The organism is Halomarina halobia, from assembly GCF_029338575.1.
Taxonomy (GTDB): Archaea; Halobacteriota; Halobacteria; order Halobacteriales; family Haloarculaceae; genus Halomarina; species Halomarina halobia.
The window spans coordinates 75,298-89,705 of the sequence record NZ_CP119993.1 but is presented as its reverse complement, the minus strand read 5'-3'; the positions used below and the strand labels follow the sequence as shown (position 1 = coordinate 89,705).

The following is a 14,408-nucleotide window of genomic DNA, read 5'->3' as shown; positions in this document are numbered from 1 at the left end:
TGCGTGCCACCGGAGGGAGTGCCGGTAAGTATTAACAACGCGGTATGCTATGACGTCACTATGGACGGTATCCACGACCTCGGGGGGATGCAGGGATTCCCCCCGGTGGACCCGCACGACGACGTCGTCGGATATCACGACGACTGGGAAGGGCTCGTCCACGGCGCCTTCACCGGGACGCTCGGCTCCGGCGTCCACAACTTGGACGAGTTCAGACACGCCATCGAGCGGATGGACCCCGAGCACTACCTCACGGCCGCCTACTACGACCGGTGGCTCGTCGGCGTCTCGACGCTGGCGGTCGAGAAGGGGGTTATCTCGCCGGCGGAACTGCGCGAGCGGACGGCCGCGATGGCCGACGGCGAGGCGACGGTCACCGAACGTCGCGATCCGACGCTCGTCGACGACCTGATCGACGGCGTCGTCGACGCGTACGCAGCGTGGGAGGACGACCGGGAGCCCGCCTTCGAGCCGGGGGACAAAGTGCGCGTACGGCACATGCATCCGGACGGGCACACCCGCTGTCCGGGCTACGTGCGCAACGCGCGCGGGACGATCGTCGAATACCGCGGAACGCACACCCTTCCGGACGCCCACGCACACGGCGGCGACGAGGCGGAGCCGGTGTACAACGTCGCCTTCGACCTGAGCGCGCTCTGGGACGCCGACGGCGAGAGCGACGGTGACTCGCAGTCGGACGGCGCGGGCGACACGATCCGCGTCGAACTCTGGGAGAGCTATCTGGAGGACGTAGACGGATGAGCGATCGAGACCACCCCCCCTACGACGAATCGACTCGGGCGTCGATCGACGAAACGGTCGAAGCACTGGCGAAGGAGTACGACCCCGAGCCGCGAGCGCGGGCCCTCCAGTCGCTGTTGATCGAGAAGGAGCTGCTGTCGACCGACGCCGTCGACGCCGTCGTCTCCACGTATGAGCGAGAAATCGGCCCGCTGAACGGGGCGAAGGTCGTCGCCCGCGCCTGGTCCGACGAGGAGTACCGACGACAGCTGCTCGAGGACGGTATGGCGGCGATCGAGCGACTCGACGTCGAAGTCAACGGCGACGTCATGGAGATCGAAGTCCTGGAGAACACGCCGGACACCCACAACGTCGTCGTCTGCACGCTGTGCTCGTGTTACCCGTGGGCGGTCCTCGGCCTCCCACCGACGTGGTACAAGTCGCCGTCGTACCGCTCGCGCGTCGTCAGAGAACCCCGCGCGCTGCTGCGCGAGGAGTTCGGGGTCGACCTCGACGAGGACGTGGAGATCAACGTCTGGGACAGCACCTCCGAGCTCCGGTACATGGTCCTCCCCCAGCGACCGCCGGAGACGGAGCACCTGGACGAGTCGGAACTCGTCGAACGCGTGACGCGCGACTCGATGATCGGTGTCGATCGGTTAGCATGACCGACGATACTCGTCGGTCCGACCGCGAGGGTGCAGCGTCGGCACCGGAGGGGGTGCTCCCTCCTCCTCCGACTGACACCCCCGAACCGACGTTCGAGGCGCCGTGGCAGGCCAGAGCGTTCGCGCTCGCCGTCGCGCTCTCCTCCTACGATGCGGACGTCTATTCGTGGAAGGACTTCCAGCGGAAACTCGTCGAGGAGGTCCAGTCGGAAACGGACGCTGGGGACGCCTCTAGCGCCGTAACGTCCGATACGGAGCGCGCGTACTCCGAGTCGACGTACTACGAACAGTGGCTTCGGGCGCTAGAGCGGGTCCTGCTCGAAGCGGGGTTGGTCGCCCCCGACGAGGTCCGGCAGCGGGTGCGAGCGTTCGCCGACGGCGACCGCGACGCGTCCGAGTTCGTCGAGGGCGACCACGGCCACGACCACGCCCATCCGCACGACCGGCCGCACGCCGACGGCCACGATCGCGACCACGCACACGGTGGGGGCGATCGGTGAGTGTTTCGCTGGAGGGTGCGGTCGACCTCCACGTTCACTCGGCCCCGGACCTCATCGAGCGATACGCGTACGACCTCGACATCGCCCGCGAGGCGCGGAACGCTGGTATGCGTGGCCTCGTCGTGAAGAGCCACGTCCTTCCGACCGTCGGGCGAGTCGACCAGGTGAACCGCGCTCTCGGCGAGGAGATCCTCTACGGCGGCGTCGCGCTGAACGCCGGGACCGGTGGCGTCAACCCTGAGGCGGTACGAATCGCCCTAGAGCAAGGGGGGCGGATCGTCTGGCTCCCGACCGCATGGAGTGCGAACCACGCCCGACAGGAGCGACGGGCCGGCGCGGACTCGTTCGTCGGCCAGCGACTCCCCGGACCCGACGAGGAACTGTCGGTCGCGAGAGACGGATCGCTGCTGGACGAGACCCGTGCCGTCATCGACCTCGTCGCTGAGCACGACGCAGTCCTCGGGACCGGACACGTCACCGCCGACGAGATCGAGACAGTGGTGTCCGCCTGCGCCGACAGAGGCGCCGACGTGCTCGTCAATCACCCCTTCTTCCGGATCACGGATCTGTCCATAGCGACGCAAGAGTCGCTGGCGGACAGGGGGGCGATGCTGGAGTACTGCGCGTACGCGGTCGACAGCACGGCTGAACACTCGGCGGAACGCGTTGCAGCGGCCGTCGCCCGAATCGGGCCCGAGCACTGTCTGCTCGCCACCGACTACGGACAGGTGGGCAACCCGCCCGTCGACGGTCTGGCCGCGTTCGCTCGGAGCGTCGTCGATGCCGGCCTGTCCGAGACGACGGTCCAGCGACTCATCCGCGATCGGCCGGCGGACTTGCTTGGACTCTAGACCATCGGGATTAGTCGATCGAGCGGGAAGCAACTCCTCGCCAGGTACGACGAGGTCGCCTCGAGTCGACGAGATACTCCGGACGTCTCCTACCGCGCACGGTCGTATCGCTCGGGCTCGATACCGGTGGAGTTCCCCGTACCGTCGCCGGCCTCATCGTCCAGTAATCGCGCGTGAGAAGTTGTCCCCACGAGCAGGGAGGCGCCAAGATCCGTCGGACGTCACCCTCTGTCGAAAGGCGCGCCGCTGTTCGATACGCTTGAGCGGTACCTTTATTTGAAGTGGTTACACGGATAGATGTATGCCTGCCATACCCAAGCACTACCCGTATCGACTGAATTACGCTATCGGTGGTACGTATGTCTAGTTTGGAACTGCGCGCCTTTCCGATTATCCCGCGGTCGAGGGCCGGGAGGGTACTCTTGACGATCGTCGTAGTAGCGTTCGTCGCTATCGGGCTGTCGGTCTTCGGTCTCGTCTTCAATGAACCCCGGCTGTTCGGTCCGCTACCGGAGAGCGTGTTCTGGCACTACTTCTGGTACGGAATAATCTATCTCGTACTGGTGGCGACGTACTTCCTGCTGTTCGAACCGTGGGCTGACGCGGCCAGCGAGCTGGAAATCGCGGAAGTGGGATCGACCCCGGACATAGAGGAACCGGAGGCGGTGTCGGATGACTGAACCACTGGTGCTACAGGGAGGGATTCTCACGCTTCAGAACGTCTTGCTGGTCCTCGGTCTCTACATGGCCGTCGTCCTCGTTATCGCGTACTACGCGAACAGGCACCTCAGCGTCGAGCCGGAGGACTACTACCTCGGCGGGGGGCTGGGGACGCTGGTTCTGACGGGGACCGTGCTCGCGACGTGGTACAGTACGTTCGCGTTTCTCGGTGGACCGGGCACCTACTACACGAGCGGAACCTCGTGGTTGTACTTCGCCTTCTTCAACATCACCGGCGCCTTGCTGATCTGGGTCGTCGGAACCAGGTTCTGGCTTCTCGGACAGAGGTTCGACCACATCACGCCATCGGACCTCGTCGCTGGCTTCTACGAGGAGGACGACGGCGTCCGAATCCTCGTCGCGCTGATCGCCATCCTCGCTCTCGTCCCGTACGCAGTGATTCAGCTCACGGGGGCCGCGCAGGCGCTCGTTGGTGCAACAGGGGCCTCCGAGTACTTCGTCTGGGGTGTCGTCGCGCTCATGGTGATGGTCACGTTCTATCTCTACGTCGGCGGGCTCCGAGCAGTGGCTTGGATCGACACCTTGCAGGGGGCGATCTTCATGAGTCTGCTCGTGATTACCGCGGGCGTGGTCGTGCTCTGGGCGGGGGGGATCGAAACCGGGTTCTCGCTCGCTCTGAAGAACAACGAAGAGCTGTGGGTCTTTACGGCGTCGGAGTCGCCGGGCGAGTGGTACACCGGAGCGCTCATCTGGACGGTCGCCTGGGTATTCATCCCCCACATGTGGCAGCGGATGCTGATGGCGAAGAATCCGAAGGTCATCGCGAAAACGTCCATCCTCTCGGGGACCGCCGCTCTGTGGATAATCACGTTCTCCGCGGTCATCATCGGCGGGATCAGTTCGGGGATGATCCCCGAACTCCCGGACGGCGTGCCGGCGGACGGGTTGATGGCGTACGTCTACACGGAGATCTTCCCGGCGGGAGCGCTGTTCATCGTCGTGGCTGCGTTCGCTGCGGGGATGTCGACGATCAGCAGCCAGATCCTGACCTCCAGTTCGATCTTCGTTCGGGACATCGTCAAACGGCCGTTCCGCCCGAACATGGAATCGACGCGGGAGGGGCAGATCGGGCGGTACTTCACCGTCGTGTTCTCCGCAGTCGTGCTGGCGTTCGCGCTGAGCCCGGCAGCGGAACAGGCGATCATCCCCCTCGCCACTGACGGGGTGGCGCTCGCGCTGCTCTACGTCCCCTGTGTCGTCGGGCTTCTGGTCTGGGAGAACGCGTCGACTGCGGGCGCGAAGTGGTCACTATTGCTCGGTCTCGTCTTCATGCAACTCTCCATCTGGACCCCGTTCGGTGACGTCTTCCCGTACTTCGGACCGCCCGTGTACGGTCTCGTGTTCGCAACGCTCGTCTATTACGTCGTATCGAAGGCGACGACGCCGGTCCCCGAGGACCATCAAAACGAATATCGCGAGGTGCTGATCAAGGGGATGCGCATCCACGACTCGTCCGCCGCTCAACCGGTGACGAGCGACGGCTGACTCACGAGTTCCCTACCCGAACCACGGCGATCCCCGCCCTTCAGGTCGAGCGTGAACCGGACGACGAAGGCCGCTACACCGTTCCTCGGAGGCGCCTCCGAGACCGTGGTGACACGGCAGCCGAAAGGGGCCCGAACGGGGCCGCCATGCTCGAGTACCGCAGGTCGGGCGAGGGGGCGGTGAACCGACGACCCGGTGCCGGCACGCTCTCTCGTCGAAGCGATCGGTCACCTCACGACCCGGAGAGCTCCGGGCCGGGGCCAGGGAGGGACCGGCGCGCTTCAGCCTCGCTCGAGGACGACGTTGTCGAGGTAACTCCTGTCGTCCCCTCCCCGGTATTCACCGCGGATGCGGATGACCTCTAGATCCTCGAGGACGGCACGGAGCGTGTCCTCGGTCGCGAGCGGTTCCTCGCTCGCGAGGTCGATCCACGGGGCGTCCGCGGTAAGCGGCACCTCGAACGACGTCCACTCCGTGCCCGGCGTGGCGTCGGGACCGCGGAATTCGTAGACGAGCTTCCGTTCCCCGCTCACGAGCAGGACATCTCCCCCCTCTGTCGGCTCGGCGTCGAACTGCCGATCGGTCTGTTCCTGCCGGAGATCGAACGAGAGCGTCCCCCCGTAGAACGCCGCTCGATCGCCGAGGAATTTGAACGGTGCCTGGTAGTACCACGCGACGCCCCCCTTGTTCTCCGCATCGCCGATGTGCCCGCCGGGATTGCCGCCGCTCTCGAAGTACTCCGGCAGGTTACTCCCGCCGTTGTTCGAGACGAGCCACCCCTCGGCGTCCTCGTCGAACGTGCTCTCGACTCGATCCGGCGGCGAGGTGGCGGCATCGGCCTCCGTCGCCGCGATCGTCTTCGTGAACTGTTCCGTCCCCTCCTCGTCGTAGATGCCGAGGGTGAGCGTCTCCCCCGACTCGTCGACGGTAACGGTCCCGAAGTTAGTGTACTCGCCCTTGGAGAAGAACTCTGTCGGATTGAGCGGCGGGTACAGGTCGTCGGGTTTCCCGGCCGGTGCGCCGAGCGGACCGGCGATGGCCTCGTAGAATTCGAATTCGCCGTCGTCGTCCGGGTCGAACGCGCCCACGACCGACTTGTGAACGTCGCCGGCTACGACGACGAAATTCGAAACGGGTTCGGTCTGGACGTGCCTGACGACCTCGAGGAGTTCCGCTTCGTACCCGGTTCGGTCAGCCGGAGTCGCCCACGAATCCGAGGGGTACCCCAGCGGCGCCGGCGAGGCGAGCACCTTCCACGTCGCGTCGGACTGCGAGAGGGCGTCTTTCAACCAGTCCAGTTGCTCGCGACCGAGCAGGGTCTTCGAGTCCAGCTCGACGTTCGGATCGCGATACTGACGCGTATCGATGACGAACAGCTCCAGGTGTTCGCCCCAGCGGAACGACCCGTAGAGCCGGTTCGGGTCCCCGGACCCCCCACTTCCGGCCCGGTCGAGCGGCCAGTACTCTAGGAACGCCCGCCGACCCTCCGGCATCAACGGCTCGATCGGGCCGGCGAAGTTGTTGATGACCTCGTGGTCGTCCCAGACGCTGTAGACGGACGTGGCTTCGAGCAGCATCCGCAGGTTCGTCCGCTCGGCGACCTCCGCCGGCGGATCGCGCATCTCCCTGTACTTCCCCCGGTAGATGTCGAGCGCGTCCTCTATCGGCGTGTTCTCGGTGATCTTCCCGGCCGGCGTGTTCGCGTCCGCGTAGATCGTGTCCCCCAGATAGAGGAAGAAGTCCGGCTGGCGCTCCGCGATCGTCCGGAGTCCCGGATAGGGCGGTTCGACGGGGTCGTCCCCGTAGCCCCACGTGTCCCCGCTCCACGCGAACGAGACGCCACCCGCCTCGTTCCGTGCCGGTGCCGTGACGAACGTCCCCGTGACCGCCGACTCCGGGGCGGACGCGGCGTTAGCGCCGTCGCTTCCGCCGGCGGACGTCGCCCAGACGCGGTAGTGATAGCGCGTCGCCGGCTGGAGTCCCGTCAGCCGAATCTGGCCGGTGAAATCGGTCGACGAGTCGACGGTCGTGCGTTTCCGCCGAGACGTCGAGAACGATTCGTCGGGGCCGAACTCGACGTGGAGCGTCGCTTCGTCGGCCGCTCGCGCCCAGACGACGGCCGTCCGTGCCGTGACGTCACCCGACGCAACGCCGTGCGTTATCGGTACCGTGTCGGTCCGGCCTGCCCCGGGTCGGTCGGTAGCGCTCGCGGTCCCGGAGAGACCGGCCGTGGCCGCTGCTGTGCCGCCGACGGCGCGGAGGAACGTCCGGCGGTCGGCTTCCGGTTCGTCGCTAGAGTGCGTCTGATCTGACATCGTGTCCTCAACGAGCGCGTCGCGCCCATCCGAGAATAAATTCTGTATTTGAACAATGTAATAATATGTTGTCTATGTTCGCGGTAGGGATGAGAACGGCAGTCTCGGTACGGTCCGAAAGGCGGCCGTATGAGATGACCGCTCGCCGAAAATATGGTCGGCCAATCTAAGAGGGGGGTGGACTAGGGGAAAACGTCACACCCCGCTACGGTCACCGCACGACTCGTCTGCGAGACCGGACCGGGGCCCGTGGCGACACGCCGTCGAGACGTCGCCCACGGCGACCGACCCGGCGGCTCGCGGCTCAGCTCACTCGAGGTCGAAGCGATCGAGGGTCATCACTTTGTCCCACGCGTCCACGAAGTCGCGCACGAATTTCTCCTCGGCGTCGTCGGATGCATAGACGTCCGCGATGGCTCGAAGCCGGGAGTTCGACCCGAAGACGAGATCCACGCGGGTCCCCCTCCACTCGACTTCGCCCGTTTCACGGTCGCGCAGTTCGTAGATCTCTGGGGCGTCCGAGGCCGCTTCCCACTCCATGATATCCTGGGATTCCGAGGCCGCTTCCCACTCGTAGTCCATGTCGAGCAGGTTCACGAAGAAGTCGTTGGTCAACGTCTCCGGCCGATCGGTGAAGACACCGAGGTCGGACCCCTGATAGTTCGCGTTCAGCGCGCGCATGCCGCCGACCAGCACCGTCATCTCGGGAGCCGTCAGCGTCAGGAGGTCGGCCCTGTCGACCAGCAACTCCTCCGCCGAGCGGTCGTGCTCGTCCCCGAGGTAGTTACGGAAGCCGTCGGCTTCCGGTTCCAGCGCCTCGAAGGACTCGACGTCGGTCTGCGCCTGCGAGGCGTCGGTACGGCCCGGTTCGAACGGAACGTCCACGTCGTACCCGGCATCCCTCGCCGCCTGCTCGACGGCTGCGCAGCCGCCCAGAACGATCAGGTCGGCGAGCGAGACCCTCGTTCCGTCGGATCTCGAGCCGTTGAACTCCTCCCGGATCCCCTCCAGGGTCGAAAGCACCGTCTCCAGCTGCTCGGGTTCGTTCACCTCCCAGCTCCTCTGGGGTTCGAGGCGGATGCGGGCCCCGTTCGCCCCGCCGCGCTTGTCGCTGTCGCGGTACGTCGACGCCGACGCCCAGGCGGTCTTGACCAGTTCGGAGACGGACAGGTCCGAAGCGAGGATCTCCTCTTTGAGCTCGGCGATCTCCTCGTCCCCGATCAGATCGTGGTCGACGTCGGGGAGGGGGTCCTGCCACAGCATCTCCTCGTCGGGGACCTCCGGGCCGAGGAACCGGATCGGCGGGCCCATGTCGCGGTGGATCAGCTTGTACCACGCCTTCGCGAAGGCATCCTGGAACTCGTCGGGGTTCTCCCGGAAGCGCTCGATGACCTCCCGGTACTCCGGGTCCCGCTTCAGGGCGATGTCCGTCGTCAACATCATCACGTCTTCCCGCTCCGACGGGTCCTCGGTGCCCGGTGCGACGCCGTCGAGTTCGCCGTTCCGTGTGGTCCACTGCCACGCGCCGCCGGGGCCCTTCTCCGGCTCCCACTCGTAGTCGAGCAGGTTGTCGAGGTAGCCCGTGTCCCACTGGGTCGGCGTGGCGTTCCACGGCCCCTCGATCCCGCTGGTGATCGCGTCGGCCCCTTTACCGGAGCCGTGGCTACTCTCCCAGCCGAGGCCCTGCTGGTCGATGGGGGCCGCCTCGGGTTCGGGGCCGACGTGCTCGTCGGGATCGTCGGCACCGTGGACCTTCCCGAACGTGTGTCCGCCGGCGATGAGCGCGACCGTCTCCTCGTCGTTCATCGCCATCCGGCCGAACGACTCTCGAATCCGCCCGGCCGACTTCTCCGGGTCCGGCTCACCGTCCGGTCCCTCCGGATTCACGTAGATGAGACCCATCACGGTGGCGGCGAGCGGCTCCTCGAGTTCCCCGTCGCCGTCGAAGCGCTCGGACGCTTCCCACTCGTCCTCGGGCCCCCAGTCGACGGCCTCGTCGGGCTCGAAGGCGTCCTCGCGCCCGCCGGCGAAGCCGAACGTCTCGAATCCCATCGACTCCAGGGCGACGTTCCCGGCCAGGACTATCAGGTCGGCCCACGAGAGCCTGCGGCCGTACTTCTGCTTGACCGGCCAGAGCAGCCGGCGCGCCTTGTCGAGGTTCGCGTTGTCGGGCCAGCTGTTGAGGGGCGCAAAGCGTTGCGTGCCGCCGGACGCGCCACCGCGGCCGTCGCTGGTGCGGTACGTACCGGCGCTGTGCCACGCCATCCGGATGAAGAGCGGCCCGTAGTGGCCGTAGTCCGCCGGCCACCACTCCCGGGACGTCGTCATCACCTCCTCGATGTCCGCCTTCACGGCCTCGAGGTCGAGCTTCTCGAACTCCTCGGCGTAGTCGAACTCCTCGCCCATCGGATCGACCTCGCGAGCGTTCTGGTCGAGGATCTCCACGTTTAGCTGGTTCGGCCACCAGTCTCGGTTGGACTTGCTCATCACCGAGAAATTGTTGCTTTTGCCTGTTAAGGTTATCTACTCCGGTGACGAAGTCTTCGCTGCGGCCCAAGCTATCTATCGAGTCTCTAAACTTTCGTTAGCGGTGGGTGCACACCCCGTATTCAGTACAGACTATCTCGACAAAATACCATTCGTCACGTTCCGAGGTGAAAAGTTCGCACAGTCGCGAGCGGCGCGGCGGGCGGTGTGCGGCGAGCGGATTCGCCACCGCATCGAGGACATCGCGAACTGCTCGCCACGGTCGCCTGACGGGGTCCCCGTCCGTCTCCACGCTCGTGACCGACCGGTCGTCGGCGGGGTACCGCGCTCGATCACGCGCGCTCGACTCGTTCCGCGACCCGAAGGTATACTCCGCGTGGGACCGTCGTCGCGCCCATGCGCGTCGCAGCCTTCACCGGATTCACCGGACCCGACGACGTCGCCGTACTGGAACGAGATGACCCCGCGCCGAGCGCCGGCGAGGCCGTGATCGACGTCGAGGCGTGCTCGATCAACCGCCACGACCTGTGGATCCTCGAGGGCGACTCCGCGATGGTCGGCACCGACGAACTGCCGTTCGTCTCCGGACTCGACGTCGCCGGCACCGTCAGCGAGGTCGGCAGGGACGACGCGACGGTCGTGGCCGGCGATCGGGTCGTGCTCTGTCCGAACCAGACGTGCGGGGTCTGCCGCTACTGCCGCGAAGGTCCGGAGAACCTCTGTGAACGCTACAGCCTCTTTCACGGTGGCCTCGCGGAACGCGCACTCGTCGACGTAGATCGCCTAGTTCCCCTCCCCGACTCGGTGGACGCGACGACCGCGGCGGCGATCCCCACGGCGTACATGACAGCCTATCACATGCTCCGACGCGCCGAGACCGCACCGGGCGACCTCGTGTTCGTCCCGGGAGCGACCGGAGGCGTCGGCGTCGCCGCCGTCCAGTTGGTCGACGTGCTCGGCGCGCGCTCCGTGGGGACGACGTCGTCGGCGGCGAAGGCGGCCCGACTGCGAGACCTCGGCGCAGATCACGTGATCGAAGCGAGCGATCCCGAGGAGATCGCGACGGCCCTCGGGGAGCGTAGCGCACCTGATGCCGTGCTCAACCACCTCGGCGGTGAATTCACCGAACTAGGGCTCGACGTGATGCGTCGCGGCGGGCGAATGGTGATCTGTGGACGGACCGCCGGCGACCGGTCGGCGTTCGACGTCCCGCGGCTGTTTCTCTCCCACCAGCGGATCATCGGGAGTACGATGGGCACGCAGGGCGACCTCGAACGCCTGGTCCAGCTGATCGCGGAGGGGGCGTTCGAGCCGCCGGTCGACGCGACCTACCCGCTCGAGGGAACGGGCACGGCGTTCGCGGACATGCAACGGCGCGACGCCTTCGGGAAGCTCGTCGTCCGACCCTGATGACGGCCCTCGGTCGTGTCACATCGCACGATCCCCTCGACGCGTCTGGGGACCAGGCTTGTCTAGGACGAGTAGAGTCCCGAATGGCTCTTCGCTCCCGCTAGCTGCTCGATCCTCTCCGTGTCGATCATCCGTCGAGCGTTTCTCATGTACCGATGAGCTCGTGAATCTCCGAAGCGAGCTCCTGGTGGTCGCCAACGCGCACTGTGACGACCGGGATCGGCGAGACGCGAACGACCTTCTCGGCGACGCTCCCCAGCAAATAGCGCTCGAATCCGGTCTTCCCTCGCGTCCCCATCACGATCAGATCGATGTCGTTTTCGAGGGCGTAGGCGATAATCGCGACCGCAGGATCACCCCAGCGAACCTCGCGGACGACGTCGAGGTTCCTCTCCAGTGCGCGTTGAGCAATCGTCTTCGTGGCACTCAGACCGTCCTGTTCCAGGGCGTCGCGGACGCGGTCACGAGCGTCGTCAGGGACCGTGACGTAGGCCTGCTCGTCGACGACGTAGATGGCGTGGACCGTCGCGCCGCACAACGCCGCGAGTCCCAGCGCGTGGTCGCTAACGCGCGCCATCCCGGCACTTCCGTCGGTGGGAATGAGAATCTCGTCGTACATTACGAAGCGGTTGCGCTCAAATGATAAAAAAGTAGGCGAGGCGGAGGGGAGCGAGTCCACCCGGCGTCTCGGGCGCGTTCGACGCCACAGCCGTCCTGGACCCCTCGTGAAGACGACCGAGCGAGGCGTCCTTGGCGTCTCGGTCTGTGGGCGACCGCCTTCCCGGTGGAAACGGGCCGTAGGTGGTCCCCGAAAGCCTCGCTCGAAGAGCGGTGGTTGAGCGAACCGGACGGTCGATCGCCGAGTCCGCGCTCACTCGAGGTCGACCACGCCGTCGTCGAGCAGGGTACCGAGGACCTCGCGAGCGTGGCCGTTCGGCTTGACGTCCGTGTAGACGGCATAGACCTCCCCGTCAACGACGACGAACGTCGTCCGCTCGGTCTCGCCGCTCGCCCGCCGGTCGACATCGAACGCTCCCGCGATCTCGCCGTCCGGGTCCGCGAGCAGGTCGAACTCGATGCCGTGCTGCTCGGCGAACGCGGCGTGAGAATCGACGTCGTCGACGGACACTCCGTAGACCGACACCCCGGCCTCGCGATACGCCCCCTGTTCCTTCGTGAACTCCGTCGCCTCCGTCGTACAGCCCGGCGTGTCGTCCGCGGGATAGAAGTAGACGACCGTCGGCTCGTCGAACGGCACGGTGATCTCCGCGCCGTCTTGGTTCGGTGCCGAGACCTGCGGCGCGGGATCGCCTGGCTCGAGTGGCATAGCTACCGGTACACCCGGCGTATGCAAAACCCTTTGTCCGGACGGGCGGCGGGAGCGAACCCGACGAGAGAGAGCGACCGATCGCACCGTCGCCGAACAGCACGATCCTCCTCCCTCCACCGCGCTCTATCCGACGTCGTGTTCGATTCGAGGGACGCTCTCGTGACGTCATCCCCGAGCGCATCCCGTCCCCCGAGGGATTCAGCCCACGGTTTGGTTCGTGGATAGAACCCCCTCGTGTGTCGATCAGACGTGTACCGTCCGGAACGTACGTGATGGCACAGACGGCGCTCGATGCCGAGCACCGACGCGGGAGCGGAGGGAGCGTCGACAGACGTGCCGGGGGGCGCGATCGGGCGTGAGTCAATGACCGGGCGCGGGACCACCTCGGCACACCGTGGCTCAAGGGAGTGGGGACCAACCACCGGCCCATCGAACAGAGGGAATCCGGGACGGCGGGTATCGATGCCGTCCGGGCCCCGTCTGCCGACACGTGTCGTTTCGCCCATCCCGGCATCTGTGTTGTGGTCAGTGAAAGGGAGATTGTACATATCATGCCGTGTCCCCGTCGGCGGAATCGGCTCGCGACGGTTACAGTCGCGATTATCATTAGAACTAATTGCTCGTTTATTTGGCCACCACGTCGGCGGAGGCGGTGTCCGATACCGGGAGTGGACCCGCGCGAGCCACGGAGTGGCGTCTTCCGCGCAGTTACTGGCCGACCCGTTTCGATACCTCGTGCGGTACTGGAACCGACCCCTAGCTGGTCGCAGCGGTCTCTCCGTCGATAGGGCCGTTCTGGAGTGTCCGTGTGGGGGAGACGTACTGAGACAGATGGACCACTCCTCCGCACGCTGCTGAACCCCGAGACCTTCTCGTTCCGCAACATACGCGCGACGAGTGCCGCCCGCGCCGGCAGTAGAAGGTCACGGATTCGCGCGAGCGGGCGGTAGTCGGTGCCCGAAACAGACGACGGTCAGTGCGACCGGCGACTAGCTCCGTACGTTCGTGGGGGAGAACACCGCTCGAACGGACGATGCCACGAGGATCGGTGCGACGTCCGCCGTCCCGCTTCTACTACCCGAGCGGTCCCGCGCCGTCCACTGTCCGGCGGTCGAACAGTATACGGGCCGAGAACAGCGTTTAGACGCGCGTTCTCGGAAGACGCACAGCCGCCGTTCCCGCGGCGAATCCGACGCGCGCGTCACGTCCGTGGCGTTGCCACCGGCCCGTCGGTGCACACCCCCGGGAGTAGCACAGCCCGAGAGACTGAGTAATTAATATTGAACTCCTCGTGAGGGGTGTCCGACTGGTCCGTACGCGTCGCCGCTCACTCCACCGTTCCACACAGCGTGAGAACGCGACCGACTGGGCGATCATCCGGGCCTGAGATCACAGTGCTATCGCCGCACGGTATCCCTTTCCGGGGAGCGCAGTCACGTGCGGGTAGTCGCGCTGACCGAACTGTTCTTCGCTCGTCTCCCGTGTGGGCCACAAACTGCTCGCGAGTCCGCCACAGGGACGACCCGTGAGAGGCTGCCTCACGATTGAGAATGTCTATCGGGTAATGCGTGTACGCCTATTACCCTGGTCGCGTCCCCTCGTGGCTCCGTACTCCGTCGTGAACCGCGCGAACGCTGCTGGTACAGCGCAGCGCGTCGAGGTCCTCCAGTATCCGCTATTTCGTGGCGGCGCAACGCGGTCAGCGAACGTCGGACGATATCATGGAACCACGAAGCGGCCCGGATCAACGGTATCGAACTCCACTACGTTCGCGAGGGGTCCGGGCTTCCGCTCTTCCTGATCCACGGCTGGCCGGAGTACTGGCGATCGAGTCGTTCTTCAGTGGTCTAGCCTGAGTCCGTCGGCTGCCCGCTCGTCCC

General features: G+C 66.0%; 11 protein-coding genes. 7 read left to right on the top strand and 4 right to left on the bottom strand.

Annotated elements, in window-relative coordinates:
- Positions 1-60: 60 nt before the first annotated feature.
- From nthB to P1K31_RS15960, 6 genes are all read left to right on the top strand, one after another.
- A complete protein-coding gene (gene nthB / locus P1K31_RS15985) occupies positions 61-762 on the top strand; it encodes a nitrile hydratase subunit beta (RefSeq protein WP_276306306.1) in 702 nt (233 codons plus the stop codon).
- Positions 759-1,409, top strand: coding sequence for a nitrile hydratase subunit alpha (gene nthA, locus P1K31_RS15980; RefSeq protein WP_276306305.1), 651 nt, complete (start codon positions 759-761; stop codon positions 1,407-1,409). Before nthB ends, nthA begins: the two co-directional genes overlap by 4 nt.
- Positions 1,406-1,909, top strand: coding sequence for a nitrile hydratase accessory protein (locus P1K31_RS15975; RefSeq protein WP_276306304.1), 504 nt, complete (start codon positions 1,406-1,408; stop codon positions 1,907-1,909). Before nthA ends, P1K31_RS15975 begins: the two co-directional genes overlap by 4 nt.
- Entirely contained in the window at positions 1,906-2,760 is an 855-nt protein-coding gene (locus P1K31_RS15970) for a DUF6282 family protein (RefSeq protein ID WP_276306303.1), read from the top strand. The genes P1K31_RS15975 and P1K31_RS15970 overlap by 4 nt, the downstream gene beginning before the upstream one ends.
- A gap of 368 nt (positions 2,761-3,128) precedes the next feature.
- Complete coding sequence (locus P1K31_RS15965; RefSeq protein ID WP_276306302.1) at positions 3,129-3,440, top strand: Asp23/Gls24 family envelope stress response protein; 312 nt, start codon at positions 3,129-3,131, stop codon at positions 3,438-3,440.
- Positions 3,433-4,986: a sodium:solute symporter family protein gene (locus P1K31_RS15960; protein WP_276306301.1), complete on the top strand. Its 1,554-nt coding sequence runs from the start codon at positions 3,433-3,435 to the stop codon at positions 4,984-4,986. The genes P1K31_RS15965 and P1K31_RS15960 overlap by 8 nt, the downstream gene beginning before the upstream one ends.
- 281 nt (positions 4,987-5,267) lie before the next feature.
- Here P1K31_RS15960 and P1K31_RS15955 read toward each other — a convergent pair whose 3' ends face one another.
- Together P1K31_RS15955 and katG are read right to left on the bottom strand one after the other, a co-directional pair.
- A complete protein-coding gene (locus P1K31_RS15955) occupies positions 5,268-7,301 on the bottom strand; it encodes an alkaline phosphatase D family protein (RefSeq protein ID WP_276306300.1) in 2,034 nt (677 codons plus the stop codon).
- A gap of 309 nt (positions 7,302-7,610) precedes the next feature.
- On the bottom strand, positions 7,611-9,788 hold the full coding sequence (katG, locus tag P1K31_RS15950; protein WP_276306299.1) for a catalase/peroxidase HPI: 2,178 nt from the start codon (positions 9,786-9,788) through the stop codon (positions 7,611-7,613).
- 396 nt (positions 9,789-10,184) lie between these two features.
- Here katG and P1K31_RS15945 point away from each other — a divergent pair, with 396 nt between their 5' ends.
- Entirely contained in the window at positions 10,185-11,198 is a 1,014-nt protein-coding gene (locus tag P1K31_RS15945) for an alcohol dehydrogenase catalytic domain-containing protein (protein ID WP_276306298.1), read from the top strand.
- Positions 11,199-11,343: 145 nt separating this feature from the next.
- Here P1K31_RS15945 and P1K31_RS15940 read toward each other — a convergent pair whose 3' ends face one another.
- Together P1K31_RS15940 and P1K31_RS15935 are read right to left on the bottom strand one after the other, a co-directional pair.
- Positions 11,344-11,817, bottom strand: a complete 474-nt coding sequence (locus P1K31_RS15940; RefSeq protein ID WP_276306297.1) for a universal stress protein — start codon at positions 11,815-11,817, stop codon at positions 11,344-11,346.
- Positions 11,818-12,069: 252 nt separating this feature from the next.
- Complete coding sequence (locus P1K31_RS15935) at positions 12,070-12,525, bottom strand: peroxiredoxin (protein ID WP_276306296.1); 456 nt, start codon at positions 12,523-12,525, stop codon at positions 12,070-12,072.
- Between the last annotated feature and the right edge of the window lie 1,883 nt (positions 12,526-14,408).